Raw genomic sequence first — 19,711 nt, forward strand, 5'->3', positions numbered from 1 at the left:
CCTTGTTTGCACGATGCCGGCGTCGACGCCTGGGTTCGCAACGAGCCGCATGCCAGCGATCACGCGCCGACATGGATTCGATTGGGTTCACGCAAACGGCGATAGATTTGGCACGTGCGGCGATTGGCGAAATCAATTATCGGCCCGAGCGCTTTTTCCCTTATACATGGCGGCCATCGGCGGAGCGATCCGCGGGCTCCATGCATAAGGATTGAGCGATGAGCGAACCACGACTGACAAATCTTGCGCTGTACCTGCAACGCCTGGGCTTCGACGCGCCCCCGGCGCCGACCCTGCAAACCCTGCGTCAACTGCAGTTGCGCCACACCGGTGCCTTCCCGTTCGAAAACCTCACCACGCTGTTAGGGCAACCGGTACTCATCGACCTGCCGTCCATCGAGCAGAAAGTCCTGCACGACGGCCGAGGCGGTTACTGCTATGAACTCAACAACCTGTTCCTGGCCTTGCTGCAAACGCTGGGTTTCGAGGCGCGCGGCATCACCGGCCGCGTAGTCATGAACCAGCCCGAAGGCGCATGGACCGCACGCACTCACCGCTTGAGCCTGGTGACCCTCGACGGCGTGCGCTACATCACCGACGTCGGCTTCGGTGGCATGGTGCCCACCGCGCCGTTGATGCTCGACACCGGGGCCGAACAGCTCACGCCCCACGAACCCTATCGTATCGAACAGCATGCGGACGGCTACACCCTGCGTGCCAACGTTGGCGGTGAATGGCGGGCGATGTACATCTTCGATTTGCAGCGTCAGGAAGACATCGATTACACCCTCGGCAACTGGTACGTCTCGACTCATCCCGAATCGTCCTTCGTCAAACAACTGATGGTGGCGCGGACGGGGGAGGGATGGCGACGCACGCTGAACAACGGCAGTTTTGCCATTCACCGCATGGGCAGTGAGAGCGAGCGGCGGCAGGTGACGGATGTGGATGAGTTGATCGGGTTGCTGGAACGTGAATTCGAAATCCGAGTGCCGGCGAAGGAGGCGTTGAAGCTGGTGCTGGAGCGGTTGATCGAGCCGGTGCCGCAGGCAAACTGAGCACCACGCGAAGGGGCGGATTTGATCAATCCGCCCCTTTTTCATTGGGCCGACTCAAGTGCGAGGTTTGTGCCTAGGAACGAACTTCATGCTCCATCACGTGATGGATTTCGCTGAGGGCTTCTGACAGTTTTTTCTCCAGGCTTTTCAGCTCCGACGCGGTTATGCCTTTTTTGAACTGCCCGACATTTGCAACAGCAGCGTTCTGATCGGGCTTCGCCGCTTTGCCTTTATCGCTGAGCAACACCTGGCGCAAGATGTTGTTGATCGCAGTCTGGTAGCCATATCCCTCGCTTTCTGCCAGAGCGCGCGCAGCCTCTATGACGACATCGTCGAGCATGATGGTGATTCGGGTCTTGCCTTTGCTTGTGGCAACGGCTCCACGCTTGGCGTTGCTGAAGTCGTATTCGTCTTTCATCGTTCAAGTTTCCAAATAGTGGCGACGCTCGCCTTTGGTGGCGATGCGTGCGGAAATGATTCGCACGAAATTCGGGTCGCGCCAGGTGTACGCAACGACCAGCAAGCGACCTTTGGCATCCAGCCCCATGATGATCCACCGCTGCTCATCATGATGGTCGTCCTGAAAAGTCAGGGCTCGTTCGTCATAAAACACTGGTTCTGTCTCTGCGAGGCTGATGCCTTGATGTTTTAGTTTGTTGGCCGCGTTCTTTGCCCTGTGATACTGAATCTCGAATGACTTCATTATGCATACTTTATATGTATAAGCGAGGAGGCGTCCGTGCCGGCGGTCGCTTGGAAAGCAAAAGATTAGCGGTGAGGAGGGATAGGGGCGCAGGGATGTATTTCAAGACGTTTGGGGCTGGAGGCGCTATGGCCAAAGCGTGGCGTGGACAAGTGTCCATAATCTGACTGGATAGTTGTATACAACTCTATAGACATTTGTCCTGAGTATTGAATACAGTGTGCGCACAACAAAAACCAGGGAACCTCCCAACCATGAAAACGCCCCATGTTTCACACCAACGGCCTGAGGACGAAAACCTCGGGATCGGCGCGAATATGGCTTATGGCCTGCAACACGTTCTGACCATGTACGGCGGTATCGTCGCGGTGCCTTTGATCATCGGCCAGGCGGCCGGGCTCTCACCGGCGGACATCGGTTTGTTGATTGCTGCTTCATTGTTTGCAGGGGGGCTGGCGACATTGCTGCAAACCCTCGGTTTGCCGTTTTTCGGCTGTCAGTTGCCGCTGGTGCAGGGCGTGTCGTTCTCCGGCGTTGCGACCATGGTCGCGATTGTCAGCAGTGGCGGGGAGGGCGGCTTTCAGTCGATTCTCGGGGCGGTGATTGCCGCGTCGCTGATTGGCTTGCTGATCACGCCGGTGTTCTCAAGGATTACCAAGTTCTTTCCACCGCTGGTGACCGGCATTGTGATCACCACTATCGGCTTGACGCTGATGCCGGTGGCCGCGCGCTGGGCCATGGGTGGCAACAGCCATGCGCCGGATTTCGGCAGCATGGCGAACATCGGTCTGGCGGCGATGACGCTGGTGCTGGTGTTGCTATTGAGCAAGATCGGCAGCGCGACCATTTCCCGTTTGTCGATCCTCCTGGCGATGGTCATCGGCACGGTCATCGCTGTGTTCCTCGGCATGGCGGATTTCTCATCCGTCACCCAGGGCCCGATGTTCGGCTTCCCGACACCGTTCCATTTCGGCATGCCGACCTTCCACTTTGCCGCGATCCTGTCGATGTGCATCGTGGTCATGGTGACCCTGGTGGAAACCTCGGCCGACATCCTCGCTGTCGGTGAAATCATTGGCACCAAGGTCGACTCCAAACGTCTGGGTAACGGCCTGCGCGCTGACATGCTGTCGAGCATGATCGCGCCGATCTTCGGCTCCTTCACTCAGAGCGCCTTCGCCCAGAACGTCGGGCTGGTGGCGGTGACCGGGATCAAGAGCCGCTTCGTGGTGGCCACAGGTGGTGTGTTTCTGGTGGTGCTTGGATTGCTGCCGTTCATGGGCCGGGTCATCGCCGCCGTGCCGACCTCTGTACTCGGCGGCGCCGGGATCGTGCTGTTTGGCACTGTCGCCGCCAGCGGCATTCGGACGCTGTCCAAGGTCGACTACCGCAACAACGTCAACCTGATCATCGTCGCCACTTCCATCGGTTTCGGCATGATCCCCATCGCCGCCCCGAACTTCTACGACCACTTCCCCAGCTGGTTCTCGACGATCTTCCACTCGGGCATCAGCTCCTCGGCGATCATGGCCATCGTGCTGAACCTGACCTTCAATCACCTCACGGCCGGCAACTCGGACCAGCAATCGGTATTTGCCGCCGGTACTGAACGAGTCCTGCGTTATCAAGACCTGGCGGCGCTGCGGGAAGGGGACTACTTCAGCGAAGGTAAACTGCGCGACTGCGACGGGAATGAAATTCCGGTGGTGGAGACGGATCATGGGCATGCCGAGCTGCGTGCGGTGCATGCGAAAAGCAGTGAGCATGTCTGACTGGCGATCGGGGGGGGGCGACCGATTCAGTTGTCGGTCAGGTTGACACTCGCTCCACGCATGGTTGAGAATCGAATTCGAGGTCTGCAATTGCGCATCCTTGGGCTTGGCCTCCAGCATTGGCCCCCCATCTTGTTGGCAGCAGAGAAGCTGGCTCCCTCTGAAGTAGTGACGACTGGCATGCCGGTCGGATTCTGAACCCAAGGTCATTTGTGGCCAGGAGCTAAAGAATCGCTGCGACTACTCCTCGAAAATTCAAAAGGCGTCCATCAGGACGCCTTTTTTATTGCTTGGGATCTGGTTTGGCGATTGTGCCGACCAGGGTGCCTTCTGCACGTCTCTTGGGATACCAGGTTACGACGTAGTATCCGAAGCCGCGACGCTCATTTCGAGGCTCCAGAATGAGCGAGCCGGTAGGATTTTTAAGCACGGCGACTCTGTGATCACCTCTCATTTCCTTGAACTCACAGTAGATGGCGCCGCCGGGTACGATCATTTTGGCGATGTGGGCTGCCACGTCATCAATGGTGTGGCAGCCAAATATTGCCAGGTCGGTCTTGTGGGCTTCCCAGACATGTCGAACGCCAAATCCTTTGTTGATGCCTTTGTGAATTCCGACCCGCAGGAATATTTCGCCACCCCGTAAATTGAACCTGGGCATCTCGGGAAGGGTGCCAAAGCTCAGTGAGCCGCCAGGGTGAGGGACAAGGACGTTCTCCTTGAGTTTGAGTAACTCTGACACGTGAACGATCCGGGGATGTTGGCAGGCGAGAGGCGCTATTCATAACGCACAAGTTCGCTGCTTTACAGTCAGCATCCGGCCACTATGAAAGTGGCTATTGATGCTCTAGTCCAGGGTTTACGGGGGCTCAGGCGAAAGCCTGAAACACGGCTACAGAAAATCAGGAAGCTTCCTACTCTGTCGGGGTAGGGAATTCATAGGATCGTGTCTTTTCGTCAAGCACAAAAAAGCCCCTGAATCTTTCGATTCAGGGGCTTTTCGATTTTGCTGTCTGGCTCCACGACCTGGACTCGAACCAGGGACCCAGTGATTAACAGTCACTTGCTCTACCAACTGAGCTATCGCGGAATGGCGTGTATGTTACTGATTCAAAAAGAGAAGTCAAGCCTCTGTTGGAAATTTGATGTTTTCATCGGATCAGAGGGAGGTTTATCGGCCATTGGCGGTTACCAGAAGCGCGGTAGAGGTCTACCATGGCCGCCCGGAAGTGGTGACACGCGCTGCCGGCCCTCAGCCGAAAAGGTACGCGCCATGAATCACCCAGCCTTCACACCCCGAAACAGTGGGGTGTTCGCATGAGCATCGCTCAGATCAGCCTGCCCAAAGGTGTCGGCCCACACGCCGAGAAACTGTTCGACGCAATCACTCAGGCCAGCACCGCTGACGAGCTGAACCGCGCAGGCGGCAAGGCCGAAGGTTTTGTCCTGGGTCTGGAAAGCACCAAGGCGATCAAAAGCCAGGTGGCCGAGTCGCTTTATGTCGCCTATGACGACGCGGCCAGCCAGCGAGCGAGCGAATTGGCCTAACCGCCAAAAGTGATGGTGCCGAGCATCAGCTTGGCATACAGCATCGTGGCGGCCAGTTGCACCAGCCACAACGCCAGGCCGCCAAGGAACACACCCGCGGCCACTTGCAGCACCAGGTTTTTACCGCGTTTGGCCGAGGAGCGGGGCACGAAGTGGTCCAGCTCGTCGCGGTCGGCGCGTAGGTCGTCGTTTTTCATGTGGGGTTCTCGCAAGAATTCTCGGGTGTACATAAAGCTTGTGGGAGTTTAAAGGGCGCAGCGGCTGCTTTGAGATTTATCTGAGGCCAATAAAAAACGGGAAGCCATTTTGGCTTCCCGTTTTCATGTCACGCGACGACTCAGATCACCTGAACGATGGCCTTGGTCACGGCGTCGATGTTGCTCTGGTTCAGCGCGGCAACGCAGATGCGGCCGGTGTCCAGGGCGTAGATGCCGAACTCGGTGCGCAGACGGGTCACTTGCTCAACCGTCAGGCCGGAGTAGGAGAACATGCCGCGCTGGCGACCGACGAAGCTGAAATCGCGCTGTGGAGCGTTTTTCGCCAGCAGGTCCACCATCTGGGTGCGCATGCCGCGAATCCGCAGACGCATTTCTGCCAGTTCTTCTTCCCACTGGGCACGCAATACCGGGCTGTTCAGCACAGCGGCGACGATGCTTGCACCGTGGGTCGGCGGGTTGGAGTAGTTGGTGCGGATCACGCGTTTGACTTGCGACAGCACGCGCGCGCTTTCTTCTTTCGATTCGCTGACGATCGACAGGGCGCCAACGCGCTCGCCGTACAGCGAGAAGGATTTGGAGAACGAGCTGGAAACGAAGAAGGTCAGGTTCGATTCGGCGAACAGACGCACGGCAGCAGCGTCTTCATCGATACCGTCGCCAAAGCCCTGGTAGGCCATGTCGAGGAACGGTACGTGACCTTTGGCTTTCACCACGTCCAGCACGTTTTTCCAGTCCGCCGGGCTCAGGTCAACGCCGGTCGGGTTGTGGCAGCAGGCGTGCAGCACAACGATGGAACCGGACGGCAGGGCGTTCAGGTCTTCCAGCAGGCCAGCGCGGTTAACGTCGTGGGTGGCGGCGTCGTAGTAGCGATAGTTCTGCACCGGGAAACCGGCGGTTTCGAACAGTGCGCGGTGGTTTTCCCAGCTTGGGTCGCTGATCGCGACAACGGCGTTCGGCAGCAGTTGCTTGAGGAAGTCGGCACCGATTTTCAGTGCGCCGGTACCGCCGACGGCCTGGGTGGTGATGACCCGGCCAGCGGCGATCAGCGGCGAATCATTGCCGAACAGCAGTTTCTGCACGGCCTGGTCGTAGGCGGCGATGCCGTCGATCGGCAAGTAGCCACGGGAAACGTGTTGAGCGGCGCGAATCGTCTCGGCTTCGACAACGGCGCGCAGGAGAGGAATTCGTCCTTGCTCGTCGCAGTAAACACCGACCCCCAGGTTGACCTTGTTGGTACGGGTATCGGCATTGAATGCTTCGTTGAGGCCCAGGATTGGATCGCGTGGTGCCATTTCGACAGCGGAGAACAGGCTCATTATTACGGCGGCTCTGAATGGAGTGTGGAGGGACGTGTCGCGCTCCAGCCGAATGCACTAGAGCGGTGCACAAACGGGGAGCTAGTATAGAGGCCATCAGCGATTGATGGCGACAGGCGATTCGGCTTTTACGGTAAGTTTTTCCAATTATTTTTCGATCGTTGGTCGAGTGACATCGTCAAAGGTTTTACCCGATGTAGGACGTTTGCCTTGAAAGGGATGGCAATCGGCTCCACATTGAGCACAATCCAGTTTTTTCCTCGGGCGACATCGGTCGTTTGCGGTCTTTCTCGTTCCTGTCCGGTGTAACCGGGCAAGAGTGAACCAGAGGTATGTATGTCTGAATTCCAGCTAGTCACCCGCTTCGAGCCCGCCGGCGATCAGCCGGAAGCCATCCGTCTGATGGTCGAGGGCATCGAGGCCGGGCTGGCGCACCAGACGTTGCTCGGGGTGACCGGCTCGGGCAAGACCTTCAGCATCGCCAACGTGATCGCCCAAGTGCAGCGCCCGACGCTGGTGCTGGCGCCGAACAAGACCCTGGCTGCGCAGTTGTACGGCGAGTTCAAGGCGTTCTTCCCGAACAATGCCGTTGAATACTTCGTCTCCTATTACGACTACTACCAGCCCGAAGCCTATGTGCCGTCGTCCGACACCTTCATTGAGAAGGACGCCTCGATCAACGACCACATCGAGCAGATGCGCCTGTCCGCGACCAAAGCGCTGCTGGAACGCAAAGACGCAATCATCGTCACCACGGTGTCGTGCATCTACGGTCTGGGCAGCCCGGAAACCTATTTGAAGATGGTGTTGCACGTGGATCGCGGCGACAAGCTCGACCAGCGTGCGCTGTTGCGTCGCCTGGCCGACCTGCAATACACCCGCAACGATGTGGACTTCGCCCGGGCGACGTTCCGGGTGCGCGGCGATGTGATTGATATCCACCCGGCGGAATCCGACTTTGAGGCGATCCGTATCGAGCTGTTCGATGACGAGGTGGAGAGTCTGTCTGCTTTTGATCCGTTGACGGGCGAAGTCATCCGCAAGCTGCCGCGCTTCACCTTCTATCCGAAGAGCCACTACGTGACGCCTCGGGAAACCCTGCTCGACGCCGTCGAGGGGATCAAGGTCGAGTTGCAGGAGCGCCTGGAATACCTGCGCTCCAACAACAAACTGGTGGAAGCCCAGCGCCTGGAGCAGCGCACCCGTTTCGACCTGGAGATGATTTTGGAGCTGGGTTACTGCAACGGCATCGAAAACTACTCGCGCTACCTGTCGGGCCGTGCATCCGGCGAGGCGCCGCCCACCTTGTTTGACTACCTGCCGGCCGACGCCTTGCTGGTGATCGACGAATCCCACGTCAGCGTGCCGCAGGTCGGCGCCATGTATAAGGGCGACCGGTCCCGTAAGGAAACGCTGGTGGAATATGGCTTCCGCCTGCCATCGGCGCTGGATAACCGGCCAATGCGTTTCGACGAGTTCGAAGGTATTAGCCCGCAGACAATATTTGTCTCGGCCACGCCGGGCAATTACGAGGCTGAGCACGCAGGGCGCGTGGTCGAGCAAGTGGTGCGCCCGACTGGCCTGGTGGACCCGCAGATCGAAATCCGTCCGGCGCTGACTCAGGTCGACGACTTGCTCTCGGAAATCACCAAGCGTGTGGCGCTGGAAGAGCGGGTGCTGGTGACCACGCTGACCAAGCGCATGTCCGAGGATTTGACCGATTACCTGGCCGATCACGGCGTGCGCGTGCGTTATCTGCACTCGGACATCGACACCGTGGAGCGGGTCGAGATCATCCGTGACTTGCGCCTCGGCACTTTCGATGTGCTGGTGGGGATCAACTTGCTGCGTGAAGGCCTGGACATGCCGGAAGTCTCGCTGGTGGCGATTCTTGATGCGGACAAAGAGGGCTTCCTGCGCTCCGAACGCTCGCTGATCCAGACCATTGGCCGGGCGGCACGCAACCTTAATGGCCGGGCGATTCTGTATGCGGATCGGATTACCGGTTCCATGGAACGGGCGATTGGCGAAACCGAGCGTCGTCGCGACAAGCAGATCGCCTTCAACCTGGCCAACGGCATTACGCCCAAAGGGGTGTTCAAGGACGTTGCCGACATTATGGAAGGCGCGACTGTGCCGGGTTCGCGCAGCAAGAAGCGCAAAGGCATGGCCAAGGCTGCCGAGGAAAGCGCCAAATACGAAGCCGAATTGCGCTCGCCAAGCGAGATCACCAAGCGCATTCGTCAGCTGGAAGAGAAGATGTACCAGCTCGCCCGCGACCTGGAGTTCGAAGCCGCGGCGCAACTGCGCGACGAAATCGGCAAGCTGCGGGAGCGGTTGATCGCGGTTTGACGCTCCCTCTGTAGACGCTGCCGAAGGCTGCGATCTTTTGATCTTGTTTTTAAAGGCAAGGTCAAAAGATCGCAGCCTTGGCAGCTCCTGCAGCGCTTAAATCCCGCACTCACTGGAGCCGGGCGGCTATCGCCTGTTACCATTCGCCCCTTGTTTGATCTTCGCTTTTCATTCTTTTTGAGACATGCCATGACCACCGTCCGCACTCGCATCGCGCCATCGCCTACCGGGGACCCCCACGTAGGTACCGCTTACATCGCTTTGTTCAACTACTGCTTTGCCAAGCAGCATGGCGGTGAGTTCATCCTGCGGATCGAAGACACCGACCAACTGCGTTCGACCCGCGAGTCCGAACAGCAGATTTTCGACGCCCTGCGCTGGTTGGGTATCGACTGGAGCGAAGGCCCGGATGTCGGCGGCCCGCACGGTCCTTACCGTCAGAGCGAGCGCGGCGATATCTACCAGAAGTACTGCCAGCAATTGGTCGACATGGGTCATGCCTTCCCGTGCTTCTGCACCGCCGAAGAGCTGGACCAGATGCGCGCCGAGCAAATGGCCCGCGGTGAGACCCCGCGCTACGACGGCCGTGCGCTGTTGCTGTCCAAGGAAGAAGTCGCGCGCCGCCTGGCCGCCGGCGAACCCCACGTGATCCGCATGAAAGTGCCGACCGAAGGCGTGTGCGTGGTGCCGGACATGCTGCGTGGCGATGTCGAGATCCCGTGGGATCGCATGGACATGCAAGTGCTGATGAAGACCGACGGCCTGCCGACGTACTTCCTGGCCAACGTGGTCGACGACCACCTGATGGGCATCACCCACGTGCTGCGCGGTGAAGAATGGCTGCCTTCGGCACCGAAACTGATCCTGCTGTACGAGTACTTCGGCTGGGAACAGCCGCAGCTGTGCTACATGCCGCTGCTGCGTAACCCGGACAAGAGCAAGCTGTCCAAGCGCAAGAACCCGACCTCGGTGACGTTCTACGAGCGCATGGGCTTCATGCCGGAAGCGATGCTCAACTACCTGGGCCGCATGGGCTGGTCGATGCCGGACGAGCGCGAGAAGTTCTCCCTGCAGGAAATGGTCGACAACTTCGACTTGAGCCGCGTCTCGCTTGGCGGGCCGATTTTCGACATCGAGAAACTGTCGTGGCTCAACGGCCAGTGGTTGCGCGACCTGCCAGTGGAAGAGTTCGCCGCTCGCGTGCAGAAGTGGGCGCTGAACCCTGAATACATGATGAAGATCGCGCCACACGTGCAGGGCCGGGTTGAAACCTTCAGCCAGGTCGCACCGCTGGCCGGCTTCTTCTTCGCGGGTGGGGTGAATCCGGACGCTAAACTGTTCGAATCCAAGAAGCTCTCGGGCGATCAGGTTCGTCAGTTGATGCAATTGATCCTGTGGAAGCTGGAAAGCCTGCGTCAGTGGGAGAAGGACAGCATCACCGCAACGATTCAGGCGGTGGTTGAATCCCTGGAGCTGAAGCTGCGTGACGCCATGCCGCTGATGTTTGCCGCGATCACCGGGCAGGCCAGTTCGGTATCGGTACTCGATGCGATGGAAATCCTCGGTCCGGACCTGACCCGTTTCCGTCTGCGCCAGGCCATTGACCTGCTGGGCGGCGTGTCGAAGAAAGAAAACAAAGAGTGGGAAAAGCTTCTGGGCGCGATTGCCTGACGGCGTTTGACTCTGTAGGAGCTGCCGGAGGCCGCGATCTTTTGATCCTGATCTTCGGCGCTTCCCCCGAATTTACGGGGGGAGGGCGGTAAGTGATTGTTATGTCGGCAAAAAATTTTAAATTTTTTGAAAAATAAGTTTGACAGCTTTCCGATGCGCCATTAAGATTCGCCCCGTCCTCAGCGATGAGGGGCTATAGCTCAGCTGGGAGAGCGCTTGCATGGCATGCAAGAGGTCGACGGTTCGATCCCGTCTAGCTCCACCAATTTACACTTCAAGGTCTGGCCACACCGGCCTTGAAGCGATCAACACTCAGCGTTGATCAGTTGTATAGAAGGGTTTGCGTCCCCTTCGTCTAGTGGCCTAGGACACCGCCCTTTCACGGCGGTAACAGGGGTTCGAGTCCCCTAGGGGACGCCAGTTTTACAGAAGCGATGTTGCAAGATATCGCTCCGCCGCGAGGCGAAAAATCCGGGGCTATAGCTCAGCTGGGAGAGCGCTTGCATGGCATGCAAGAGGTCGACGGTTCGATCCCGTCTAGCTCCACCAATTTTACAGTTCAAGGTCTGGCCACACCGGCCTTGAATCGATCAGCTCTCAGCACTGATCAGTTGTATAGAAGGGTTTGCGTCCCCTTCGTCTAGTGGCCTAGGACACCGCCCTTTCACGGCGGTAACAGGGGTTCGAGTCCCCTAGGGGACGCCACGATTACCCGCTTTGCGGGATTTTTAAGGGTCATTCAATTATTGAATGGCCCTTTTGTTTGTCTGGCGTTTGGCCAAATCTCCTTTTTCCCCAACACTGTTCTTCAGACCAGCGGTCACATCCACGACTTGCGGAAAATTATTATGAGAATAATATTCTAGTCGTAATATTCGGAGGCAACGATGAACGATAAAAAAGCTCAAACCCGCGAACGCATCCTCAAGGCTGCCAGCGCAGCGCTGATCCAGCGCGGTCCGGCCGAGCCGAGCGTGGGCGAAGTGATGGGCGCGGCCGGGCTGACGGTCGGCGGTTTCTACGCGCACTTCGAGAGCAAGGACGCGTTGATGCTGGAAGCGTTCAAGCAGCTGCTCAGCCATCGTCGTGACTTGATCGCCGACATGGATGCCGAGTTGACCGGCGAAGAGCGTCGCGCGTTGGTCGCAGCGTTCTACCTGTCGCGCAAACACCGTGATTCCACCGAGCGGGCATGCCCGGTTCCAGCGTCGATCAGTGAACTGGGCCGTCTGCCGGACGAATTTCGTGTGGCGTTGAATGAACATATTGAATTGATGGTCGCGCAGTTGGCAGCCAGCCCGGAAGACACCGACAAGGTTTTGGCCGACATCGCCTTGATGGTGGGTGGTTTGGCGCTGGCGCGGGCGCTGGGGCCAGGAGAGTTGTCCGATCGATTGCTGCGCGCCGCCAAATCGGCGGTGCTGTGACCTAAAGGCATCCAGTCTGAGGAGATGGGCGATGAACACGTTGAGCTGGGTTCGTGGCGTTAATGGCACCTTGGGCTGGTTCGCACCGAAGCTGGTGGCGAGCAAGATGCGTCTGGCATTCATGACCCCGCGGGAGTTGCCTCCGCGTGATTGGGAATTGCCGCTGCTGGCGAAATCCGAGCGGATCACCTTGCGCTTCGGCCTCTCGGCGCTGCGTTGGGGGCAGGGCCCGGCGGTGTTGTTGATGCACGGCTGGGAAGGCCGGCCAACGCAGTTTGCCGCGCTGATCACGGCGCTGGTCGATGCCGGTTACACCGTGGTCGCCCTGGACGGCCCGGCTCACGGTCGCTCGCCTGGGCGCGAAGCCAATGTGGTGCTGTTCGCCCGGGCGATGCTTGAAGCAGCTGCTGAACTACCGCCGCTGCAAGCGGTAATCGGTCACTCGATGGGCGGCGCCAGCGCCATGCTCGCGGTGCAGTTGGGCTTGCGCACCGAAACCCTGGTCTCGATCGCCGCCCCGGCGCGAATCCTTGGGGTGCTGCGCGGTTTTGCGCGCTATGTACGCCTGCCGCCCAAAGCCCGTTCGGCGTTCATTCGTCAGGTCGAAAAAGACGTCGGCATGCGTGCCGCAGCGCTGGATGTCGCGCACTACCAGCTCGACATGCCTGGCCTGATTGTCCATGCCGAGGACGACAACTTTGTCTCGGTCAAGGAATCCCAATTGATTCACGAAGCCTGGTTCGACAGTCGCTTGTTGCGCCTGGAAGAGGGCGGTCATCAGCGAGTGCTGGCCGATCCTCGAGTGATCGACGGTGTGCTCTCGCTGCTGGCCGGTCGCAGCCTGCAATCGCGCCAATCGGCCTGAGCTTCCGTTACACTGCCCCGGTCGAAATAATCTGACCGGGAGTGGGGCATGGGCTGGGATCGGGCAACGCCGTTTATCATTGATCTGGAAGTGGGCGCCGAAGACATCGACGGGCTGGGCCACGCGAACAACGCGGTGTACGTGACCTGGCTCGAGCGCTGTGCCTGGCGTCACTCGCAGCGGCTGGGCCTGGACCTGGTCGAGTATCGGCGTCTGGATCGGGCAATGGCAGTGGTGCGGCACGAGATCGATTACCTGGCGGCGGCCTACGAAGGCGATGAACTGCAACTGGCGACCTGGATCGTCGATTGGGACCAGCGCCTGAAAATGACCCGACACTTCCAGCTGATCCGCCCCAGTGACAACTCGACGTTGCTGCGGGCGCAGACCACGTTCGTGTGCATCGAACTGTCGACTGGCAAGCCCAAGCGCATGCCGGCGGAATTCATCGAGGGCTACGGCTCGGCGTTGCAAGTTCCAAGCTGACACAGTCCGCACATTTGCCACCGCCCGGTCTGACGAAATACCTTCTGCACGCCGAAACCAGTAAACTGCCGCACGTTTTTCGTCGAGTGTGTTTTTCATGCAAATTGCTTTGGCGCCCATGGAGGGGTTGGTCGACAACATCCTGCGGGACGTGCTGACCCGTGTGGGCGGTATCGATTGGTGTGTAACCGAGTTCATTCGGATCAACGATCAGCTGCTCACGCCTGCCTATTACCACAAATTCGGCCCGGAACTGCTGACCGGCGCCCGTACCGCCTCCGGCGTGCCGCTGCGGGTGCAGCTGCTCGGTTCCGATCCGGTGTGCCTGGCGGAAAACGCTGCACTGGCCTGCGAGTTGGGTTCCGAAGTCATCGACCTGAACTTCGGCTGTCCGGCCAAGACCGTCAACAAGTCGCGCGGTGGCGCCGTTCTCCTCAAAGAGCCTGAGCTGCTCAACGAAATCGTCGAACATGTCCGCCGTGCGGTGCCCGCACACATTCCAGTGACCGCCAAAATGCGCCTGGGCTTCGACAGTCCCGATGGTTCGCTGGTTTGCGCCACAGCCCTGGCCGAAGGCGGCGCGGCGCACATCGTGGTTCACGCGCGGACCAAAACGGATGGCTACAAGCCGCCAGCTCACTGGGAGTGGATCCCGCGGGTCCAGGACGTGGTCAAGGTGCCAGTGTTCGCCAACGGTGACATCTGGAGCGTCGAGGACTGGCATCGTTGCCGCGAGATCAGCGGCGTCGAAGACATCATGCTCGGTCGTGGCCTGGTGTCGCGTCCGGACCTGGCCCGGCAAATCGCCGCAGCGCGGGCCGGCGAGGAGGTCGTCGAGATGACCTGGGCCGAGCTGCTGCCGCTGATTCAGGACTTCTGGCTGCAAGCCAAGGCCCAGATGACGCCACGCCAATCGCCGGGTCGCCTGAAACAATGGCTGGCGATGCTGACCCGCAATTATCCCGAAGCGGTAGAGTTGTTCAGCGTCTTGCGTCGTGAAACCGAGCTGGATCAGGTCTCGCGTTTACTGGGTTTGCAGGTAGCTGAAGCAGCTTGAATCCGCTTGAAAAAAACAGAAAAAAATCTCTTGAAAAGCAGTCAGCGGTCCTTATGTAAGGATTACGCGATGCCGAATTCGGGTCGCGGAGACAAAAAAACTTGCTGAACATGTTCAGGAGATTTGAATCATGAGTACTTCATTTTCCTTGGCTCCACTGTTCCGTTCCTCGGTAGGTTTCGACCGTTTCAACGACCTGTTCGAAACCGCCCTGCGCAATGAGCCAGGCAGCACCTATCCACCTTACAACGTTGAAAAATACGGGGATGACCAATACCGTATCGTCGTAGCGGCCGCCGGTTTCCAGGAAGAAGACCTGGACCTGCAAGTGGAAAAAGGTGTGTTGACCATTAGTGGCGGCAAACGTGACACGGACGAAGATGTCACCTATCTGTATCAAGGCATCGCACAGCGCGCCTTCAAACTGTCGTTCCGTCTGGCGGACCACATCGAAATCAGGGCCGCCGAACTGCGCAACGGTTTGTTGAGTATCGACCTGCTGCGTGTGATCCCGGAAGAAGCGAAAGCCAAACGCATCCCGATCAACGGGACGAAAAAACCGGCTCTGCAACACTAATCGGTCAGAGCAAATGAGAAGGGCGCCATCCACTGGCGCCCTTTTTTTGTCCGTTATCCCGTCCTGAATAAGATTTACACCTATTTGTAGCAGCTGCCGAGCCCGCGAGGCTGCGTTCGGCTGCGTAGCAGTCGCAAAACCTGCCACCGCGTTCTTTCAGGTAAATGGTATTGACTGGATTACGACTGCTTCGCAGCCGAACGCAGCCTCACAGGCTCGACAGCTGCTACAGTCGAATGCGGAGCTGCTACGGGTTTATTTGAGCAGTTTCTGAAACTCCTCGACCAGCAACGGCCGGCTGTGCAGATACCCCTGATACAAATGGCAGCCCAGCCCCTGCAAGAACTCCAGCTGCTCCAGGGTTTCGACCCCTTCGGCAATCACTTCCAGCTCCAGGCTGCGGGCCATGGCGACGATGGCGCGAATGATTTCGGCGTCGTTGGGGTCGGTGGTGGCGTCGCGGATGAACGACTGGTCGATTTTCAGGGTGTCGACCGGCAGGCGCTTGAGGTAGGTCAGCGAGGAGTATCCGGTACCGAAATCGTCCATGGCAAAGCTCACGCCGAGTTTTTTCAGGCGTCGCATTTTGCTGATGGTGTCGTCCAGGTTCTGGATGACGATGCCTTCGGTGATTTCCAGTTTCAGTAGCGAGCAGGGCAGGTCGTGGCTGCCGAGGCTGTGCTCGATGCGTTCGACGAAGTCGTTCTGACGGAATTGTCGCGGGCTGATATTCACGCACAGGCTGAAATTGAGCGGGTCGATCAGACCTTTGGCGATCAGGCGTTTGAAGGCCGCGCAGGCTTCGTCGAGGATCCACGTGCCGACTTCCAGAATCAGCCCGCTGTCTTCCAGCACCTTGATGAACTCGGTCGGCGATTGCGCGCCCAGTTGCGGATGGTGCCAGCGCACCAGGGCTTCGGCGCCGGTAATGCGGTTGTTGCGGGCGTCCACCTGAGGCTGGTATTGCACGCTGAATTCACCCCGGGAAAGGGCCAGGCGCAGGTCGGTTTCCATGCGCAGGCGTTCGCTGGCGGCCTTCTGCATGGTGTTGTGATACATCTGCGTGGTGTTGCGGCCCGAGTCCTTGGCGCGATAGAGGGCGATATCGGCGCGCTTGAGCAGGTCGGTCGGGGTCGAGCCGTGGTCGGGGATCAGCGCGATGCCGATGCTCGGCGTCACTTGCAGGCGCTGTCCGTCGAGGAACATCGGTTCGGACAGCAGTTCGCGCAAGGTGTCCGCCAGTTCCCGGACTTGAGCGCTGACGTCGCTGCGCGAGCCTTCCAGGCCGCTGAGCAGCACCACGAATTCATCGCCGCCCAGGCGTGCGACGGTGTCTTCCATGCGTACGCTGGCTTCAAGGCGCGCGGTGATGATTTTCAGCACCGTATCGCCCACCGGGTGGCCGAGGGAGTCGTTGATGTGCTTGAAGTGGTCCAGATCGAGGAACATCAGGGCGCCGCGCAGGTTGTGGCGTTTGAGCAGGGCGATCTGCTGGCTCAGGCGGTCCATCAGCAGCGCGCGGTTCGGCAGATTGGTCAACGGGTCGTGGTAGGCCAGGTGACGGATCTGTGCTTCGGCATTTTTCAGCAGGCTGACGTCCCGGGCGGTCAGCAGCAGGCAGGCGGTTTCGTTGAGGGTGATCGGCTCCACCGAGACTTCGACGGTCAGCAACTCGCCGCGCTTGTTGCGCCCGAGCATTTCCAGGTGGTGAACCCGGCCCTTGATCTGTAGTTCGGCCAACAACGCCGAGCGTTGTTTCTCCTCGGCCCAGATGCCGACCTGATACACCGTGCGGCCCACCACTTCATCGGCACGGTAGCCGGTCAGGCGGCAGAAGCCATCGTTAACCTCCAGATAGCGTCCAGTGTCGCGCTCGGTAATGGTGATGGCGTCGGGGCTTGAGTGGAAGGCCTTGGCGAACTTCTCTTCGCTGGCCTTGAGCGCCGCTTCCGAGCGTTGCTGTTGGGTGATGTCGCGCAGGGTGGTGACGATGCACGGCTGGTCGCCGACGCTGATCTGGCGGCTGGAGATCACGCAGGTCAGGGATTGCCCGTCCTTGTGTTGAACGATGATCGCCACATTGTTCAGGCCCTGTTCGCGGATGACTCGCTCGATCCTTTGCAGGCTTTTCGCCGAGGCGTCCCACAGGCCGATTTCGTCGGCGCTGCGACCGATGACGTCGGTGGTGCTCCAGCCGAACGTCTGGGTGAAGCTGGAGTTGATCTCGATGAAGTGGCCGGTGTCCTGGCGCGTGACGCAGATCGGGTCGGGGCTGACCTGGAACAACGTGGCGAATTTCTCCTCCGACGCTATCAGTTGCTGTTCGCGCTCTACTTGCTCGGTGATGTCCAGCAATGTGCCGGCCATGCGCAGCGGGTTGCCGTCATCATCGCGGTAGAGTCTGGCGCGGCTTTCCAGGTAGCGCGAACTGCCGTCCGGCAGCTGCACGCGGTAGGTCAGTTGATAATTGCCGGCCGGGCCTTCACGTAAGCTGCGGTAAGCGTCGCGCATGGTGTCGCGTTCTTCGCCGGGTACACCTTCGAAAAACGCATCGAAGGACTCATGGAAGGGTTTGGGCTCCAGCCCGTGCAGCTGAGCGGCCCGCGCCGAGCCATAAAGCATGCCGCTGGGGATGTGCCAGTCCCAGGTGCCGAGTTGCGCTGAATCCAGGGCCAGGTCGAGGCGTTCCTGGCTGTCTTTGAGGGCGTGCTCGGCGATTTTGCGTTCGGTGGTGTCAAGGAATGTGCTCAGCAGATAGGGCTGGCCTTCGAGCTCGACTTTTTGCGCGCTGAGAATGCCGTCGTGAATCTGCCCATTGCTGGCGCGAAATTGCACCTCCATGTTGATCAGCTCACCTTTGGCCTTGGTGGCCTTGACCAGTTCCGCCCGTTGCTCCGGGTTGACCCAAAGACCAAGCTCCAGCGTGGTTCGGCCGATAGCATCTTGCACCGGCCAGCCGAACAGGCTTTCGAAATACTGGTTGGCTTCGCTGATCAGGCCGTCTTCCTGACGGGTCAGCAGCACCATGTTCGGGCACAGGTGAAACAGCGTGGCGAAGCGTTTTTCCGAGCTGCTCAGCGCTTGTTCACGCTGGCGCTGGTGGGTGATTTCACGGATGACCCCGATCATTCGTGGCCGGCCGTTTTTGTCCGGTAGCAGGCTGCCGTTGATTTCCAGCCAGTGCAGGCTGCCGTCGGGCCAGCGGATGCGGTGGTGCATGGCCTGCTCCAGCGGAGCGCCGGCGATCACTGCATTGAAGGCGCGGATGGCTTTCGCCCGATCCTCCTGGGGCAGCAGGTCGAGGTATTCCAGATCCTCGGGCAACGGTTGTCGGGGATCGAAGCCGAACAACGCCTGAGTGCCCCGTGACCAGCTTATCTGCCCGCGCTCGATGTCCCAATACCAGGCGCCCAGCCGGGCACCGTTGAGGGCCGCGAGCAACTGTGGGGCGCTTTCCCAGCTCTGCTCGGACCGTTTTGGGTCAATTGCCTGAATTCGCGGCATTGGCGGCATACGTTCAACAGATTTGGGCATGGATGACAGGCCTTGGGCTGAGTTGGGCGTTAGGCACAGGGTTTTGGGGCTCTATAGGCGTAGCACAAAAGAAGAAGCACAGCTTAGCCGCGAGTCCCTGGCTGATCGATTTGTGCATCCAGCAAAGCCATGAAGGCCTTTGCCGCGTTCGACAGCGTCCGTTCGGTGTGCAGGATATAGCCTAGCTGGCGAGTGAGTTGTATGCCCGGCAAAGGTATGCGCGCCACTTGATCATCCAGCATGGTGCGCGGCAAAACGCTCCAGGCCAGGCCGATCGAGACCATCATCTTGATGGTTTCCAGATAGTTCGTGCTCATGGCGATGTTCGGCGTCAGGCCCTGGGCCTCGAACAGGCGCTGCACGATATGGTGGGTAAAGGTGTTGCCACCGGGGAAAACCGCGGGGTGCAGGGCAATGTCCGCCAGGCTGACTGCGCCGTTGCTGATCAGCGGATGCTCCGGGGCGGCCACGAAATCCAGCGGGTCGTCCCACACGGGCGTGGCCTTGACCAATGTGTGAGGTTCCGGTGCAAGGGTGATGACCGCCAGTTCAGCGCGGCCATGAAGGATTTCTTCGTAAGCCACTTCCGAGTCGAGAAACTGAATATCCAGCGCCACCTGCGGGTAACGTCGGGTGAACTCCCTTAATAAGGGTGGCAAACGGTGCAGGCCGATGTGATGGCTGGTGGCCAATGTCAGACGGCCGGTGACTTCGCCGGTCAGGTTGGTCAGGGCGCGGCGGGTGTCATCCAGTACATTGAGGATCTGATAGGCCCGTGGCAGCAGGGCGCGGCCGGCTTCGGTCAGGCCGACTTCCCGGCCCAGTCGATCGAACAGTCGCACCTTCAATTGCTGCTCCAGCCCGGCGATGCGCTTGCTGATGGCCGGTTGCGTCAGGTGCAGCCGTTCGCCGGCGCCGGAGAAGCTTCCGGTCTCGGCAATCGCGATAAAAGCGTTGAGGTTGGCGAGGTCCATAATGAGGTCTCAGTGACATTCCAGTTGGTTATGCAAAGCATAAAAAATATGAATTTGAGTTATTTAATGTAACCCCCTAGGATCGACCTCACAAGCCAAGGGGTTATTGAATTACTCAAGATCCGGGGCATAGAAACAAGCTGATGAGGAAAC

Annotated in this window: 17 protein-coding genes, 5 tRNA genes and 1 pseudogene; 15 read left to right on the top strand and 8 right to left on the bottom strand. The window is 59.3% G+C overall.

What is annotated here, in order from left to right:
• A pseudogene (locus ACEN9A_RS09520) lies at positions 1-105 on the top strand (exodeoxyribonuclease III); the annotation flags it as partial.
• 113 nt (positions 106-218) lie between these two features.
• Entirely contained in the window at positions 219-1,058 is an 840-nt protein-coding gene (locus tag ACEN9A_RS09525; protein WP_258673257.1) for an arylamine N-acetyltransferase family protein, read from the top strand.
• A gap of 73 nt (positions 1,059-1,131) precedes the next feature.
• Here ACEN9A_RS09525 and ACEN9A_RS09530 read toward each other — a convergent pair whose 3' ends face one another.
• Both ACEN9A_RS09530 and ACEN9A_RS09535 read right to left on the bottom strand, forming a co-directional pair.
• On the bottom strand, positions 1,132-1,476 hold the full coding sequence (locus tag ACEN9A_RS09530) for a BrnA antitoxin family protein (RefSeq protein ID WP_258673258.1): 345 nt from the start codon (positions 1,474-1,476) through the stop codon (positions 1,132-1,134).
• 3 nt (positions 1,477-1,479) lie between these two features.
• A complete protein-coding gene (locus ACEN9A_RS09535; RefSeq protein WP_258673261.1) occupies positions 1,480-1,761 on the bottom strand; it encodes a BrnT family toxin in 282 nt (93 codons plus the stop codon).
• Between the two features lie 254 nt (positions 1,762-2,015).
• Between ACEN9A_RS09535 and ACEN9A_RS09540 the strand changes: the two genes are divergently transcribed.
• Positions 2,016-3,533 (top strand): nucleobase:cation symporter-2 family protein, encoded by a 1,518-nt coding sequence (locus ACEN9A_RS09540; protein ID WP_258673262.1) that lies wholly within the window; start codon positions 2,016-2,018, stop codon positions 3,531-3,533.
• A gap of 283 nt (positions 3,534-3,816) precedes the next feature.
• Here ACEN9A_RS09540 and ACEN9A_RS09545 read toward each other — a convergent pair whose 3' ends face one another.
• Entirely contained in the window at positions 3,817-4,275 is a 459-nt protein-coding gene (locus tag ACEN9A_RS09545) for a hypothetical protein (RefSeq protein WP_258673265.1), read from the bottom strand.
• Between the two features lie 272 nt (positions 4,276-4,547).
• Positions 4,548-4,623, bottom strand: a tRNA-Asn gene (locus tag ACEN9A_RS09550).
• 227 nt (positions 4,624-4,850) lie between these two features.
• Between ACEN9A_RS09550 and ACEN9A_RS09555 the strand changes: the two genes are divergently transcribed.
• Entirely contained in the window at positions 4,851-5,081 is a 231-nt protein-coding gene (locus tag ACEN9A_RS09555) for a hypothetical protein (protein ID WP_019649343.1), read from the top strand.
• Here the strand turns inward: ACEN9A_RS09555 and ACEN9A_RS09560 are convergent.
• Together ACEN9A_RS09560 and ACEN9A_RS09565 are read right to left on the bottom strand one after the other, a co-directional pair.
• Positions 5,078-5,278: a hypothetical protein gene (locus ACEN9A_RS09560; protein WP_258673267.1), complete on the bottom strand. Its 201-nt coding sequence runs from the start codon at positions 5,276-5,278 to the stop codon at positions 5,078-5,080. The genes ACEN9A_RS09555 and ACEN9A_RS09560 overlap by 4 nt on opposite strands.
• A gap of 140 nt (positions 5,279-5,418) precedes the next feature.
• Positions 5,419-6,615, bottom strand: a complete 1,197-nt coding sequence (locus ACEN9A_RS09565) for an amino acid aminotransferase (RefSeq protein WP_019649342.1) — start codon at positions 6,613-6,615, stop codon at positions 5,419-5,421.
• Between the two features lie 336 nt (positions 6,616-6,951).
• Between ACEN9A_RS09565 and uvrB the strand changes: the two genes are divergently transcribed.
• The 11 genes from uvrB (at position 6,952) to ACEN9A_RS09620 (ending at position 15,050) form a co-directional block, all read left to right on the top strand.
• A complete protein-coding gene (uvrB, locus tag ACEN9A_RS09570; protein WP_019582112.1) occupies positions 6,952-8,967 on the top strand; it encodes an excinuclease ABC subunit UvrB in 2,016 nt (671 codons plus the stop codon).
• 189 nt (positions 8,968-9,156) lie between these two features.
• Positions 9,157-10,638 (top strand): glutamate--tRNA ligase, encoded by a 1,482-nt coding sequence (gltX, locus tag ACEN9A_RS09575; protein ID WP_018928106.1) that lies wholly within the window; start codon positions 9,157-9,159, stop codon positions 10,636-10,638.
• A gap of 189 nt (positions 10,639-10,827) precedes the next feature.
• Positions 10,828-10,903: transfer RNA gene (locus ACEN9A_RS09580), tRNA-Ala, on the top strand.
• Positions 10,904-10,982: 79 nt separating this feature from the next.
• Positions 10,983-11,058: transfer RNA gene (locus tag ACEN9A_RS09585), tRNA-Glu, on the top strand.
• Between the two features lie 53 nt (positions 11,059-11,111).
• Positions 11,112-11,187, top strand: a tRNA-Ala gene (locus tag ACEN9A_RS09590).
• An 80-nt stretch (positions 11,188-11,267) separates the two neighbouring features.
• A tRNA-Glu gene (locus ACEN9A_RS09595) sits at positions 11,268-11,343 on the top strand.
• Between the two features lie 182 nt (positions 11,344-11,525).
• Positions 11,526-12,065: a TetR/AcrR family transcriptional regulator gene (locus ACEN9A_RS09600; RefSeq protein WP_019649341.1), complete on the top strand. Its 540-nt coding sequence runs from the start codon at positions 11,526-11,528 to the stop codon at positions 12,063-12,065.
• Positions 12,066-12,096: 31 nt separating this feature from the next.
• On the top strand, positions 12,097-12,930 hold the full coding sequence (locus ACEN9A_RS09605; RefSeq protein ID WP_019649340.1) for an alpha/beta fold hydrolase: 834 nt from the start codon (positions 12,097-12,099) through the stop codon (positions 12,928-12,930).
• A 48-nt stretch (positions 12,931-12,978) separates the two neighbouring features.
• Positions 12,979-13,416 (top strand): acyl-CoA thioesterase, encoded by a 438-nt coding sequence (locus ACEN9A_RS09610; RefSeq protein ID WP_258673270.1) that lies wholly within the window; start codon positions 12,979-12,981, stop codon positions 13,414-13,416.
• A 97-nt stretch (positions 13,417-13,513) separates the two neighbouring features.
• Positions 13,514-14,473, top strand: a complete 960-nt coding sequence (locus ACEN9A_RS09615) for a tRNA dihydrouridine synthase (protein WP_258673272.1) — start codon at positions 13,514-13,516, stop codon at positions 14,471-14,473.
• Positions 14,474-14,603: 130 nt separating this feature from the next.
• Positions 14,604-15,050 carry an Hsp20 family protein gene (locus ACEN9A_RS09620; RefSeq protein WP_258673274.1) on the top strand — a complete coding sequence of 149 codons (447 nt, stop codon included), beginning with the start codon at positions 14,604-14,606 and terminating at the stop codon, positions 15,048-15,050.
• A 255-nt stretch (positions 15,051-15,305) separates the two neighbouring features.
• Here ACEN9A_RS09620 and ACEN9A_RS09625 read toward each other — a convergent pair whose 3' ends face one another.
• Positions 15,306-18,584 carry a sensor domain-containing protein gene (locus ACEN9A_RS09625; RefSeq protein WP_258673276.1) on the bottom strand — a complete coding sequence of 1,093 codons (3,279 nt, stop codon included), beginning with the start codon at positions 18,582-18,584 and terminating at the stop codon, positions 15,306-15,308.
• Between the two features lie 83 nt (positions 18,585-18,667).
• Positions 18,668-19,558 (bottom strand): LysR family transcriptional regulator, encoded by an 891-nt coding sequence (locus ACEN9A_RS09630; RefSeq protein ID WP_019649335.1) that lies wholly within the window; start codon positions 19,556-19,558, stop codon positions 18,668-18,670.
• Positions 19,559-19,711: the final 153 nt, after the last annotated feature.

The organism is Pseudomonas sp. Pseusp18 (genome assembly GCF_059506005.1).

What these genes read in the sequence shown, in the direction of transcription:
- ACEN9A_RS09525 (WP_258673257.1), top strand. Translation starts at nt 219, where the DNA reads ATGAGCGAACCACGACTGACAAATCTTGCGCTGTACCTGCAACGCCTG.
- ACEN9A_RS09530 (WP_258673258.1), bottom strand. Translation starts at nt 1,476, where the DNA reads ATGAAAGACGAATACGACTTCAGCAACGCCAAGCGTGGAGCCGTTGCC.
- ACEN9A_RS09535 (WP_258673261.1), bottom strand. Translation starts at nt 1,761, where the DNA reads ATGAAGTCATTCGAGATTCAGTATCACAGGGCAAAGAACGCGGCCAAC.
- ACEN9A_RS09540 (WP_258673262.1), top strand. Translation starts at nt 2,016, where the DNA reads ATGAAAACGCCCCATGTTTCACACCAACGGCCTGAGGACGAAAACCTC.
- ACEN9A_RS09555 (WP_019649343.1), top strand. Translation starts at nt 4,851, where the DNA reads ATGAGCATCGCTCAGATCAGCCTGCCCAAAGGTGTCGGCCCACACGCC.
- ACEN9A_RS09560 (WP_258673267.1), bottom strand. Translation starts at nt 5,278, where the DNA reads ATGAAAAACGACGACCTACGCGCCGACCGCGACGAGCTGGACCACTTC.
- ACEN9A_RS09565 (WP_019649342.1), bottom strand. Translation starts at nt 6,615, where the DNA reads ATGAGCCTGTTCTCCGCTGTCGAAATGGCACCACGCGATCCAATCCTG.
- uvrB (WP_019582112.1), top strand. Translation starts at nt 6,952, where the DNA reads ATGTCTGAATTCCAGCTAGTCACCCGCTTCGAGCCCGCCGGCGATCAG.
- gltX (WP_018928106.1), top strand. Translation starts at nt 9,157, where the DNA reads ATGACCACCGTCCGCACTCGCATCGCGCCATCGCCTACCGGGGACCCC.
- ACEN9A_RS09600 (WP_019649341.1), top strand. Translation starts at nt 11,526, where the DNA reads ATGAACGATAAAAAAGCTCAAACCCGCGAACGCATCCTCAAGGCTGCC.
- ACEN9A_RS09605 (WP_019649340.1), top strand. Translation starts at nt 12,097, where the DNA reads ATGAACACGTTGAGCTGGGTTCGTGGCGTTAATGGCACCTTGGGCTGG.
- ACEN9A_RS09610 (WP_258673270.1), top strand. Translation starts at nt 12,979, where the DNA reads ATGGGCTGGGATCGGGCAACGCCGTTTATCATTGATCTGGAAGTGGGC.
- ACEN9A_RS09615 (WP_258673272.1), top strand. Translation starts at nt 13,514, where the DNA reads ATGCAAATTGCTTTGGCGCCCATGGAGGGGTTGGTCGACAACATCCTG.
- ACEN9A_RS09620 (WP_258673274.1), top strand. Translation starts at nt 14,604, where the DNA reads ATGAGTACTTCATTTTCCTTGGCTCCACTGTTCCGTTCCTCGGTAGGT.
- ACEN9A_RS09625 (WP_258673276.1), bottom strand. Translation starts at nt 18,584, where the DNA reads ATGCCCAAATCTGTTGAACGTATGCCGCCAATGCCGCGAATTCAGGCA.
- ACEN9A_RS09630 (WP_019649335.1), bottom strand. Translation starts at nt 19,558, where the DNA reads ATGGACCTCGCCAACCTCAACGCTTTTATCGCGATTGCCGAGACCGGA.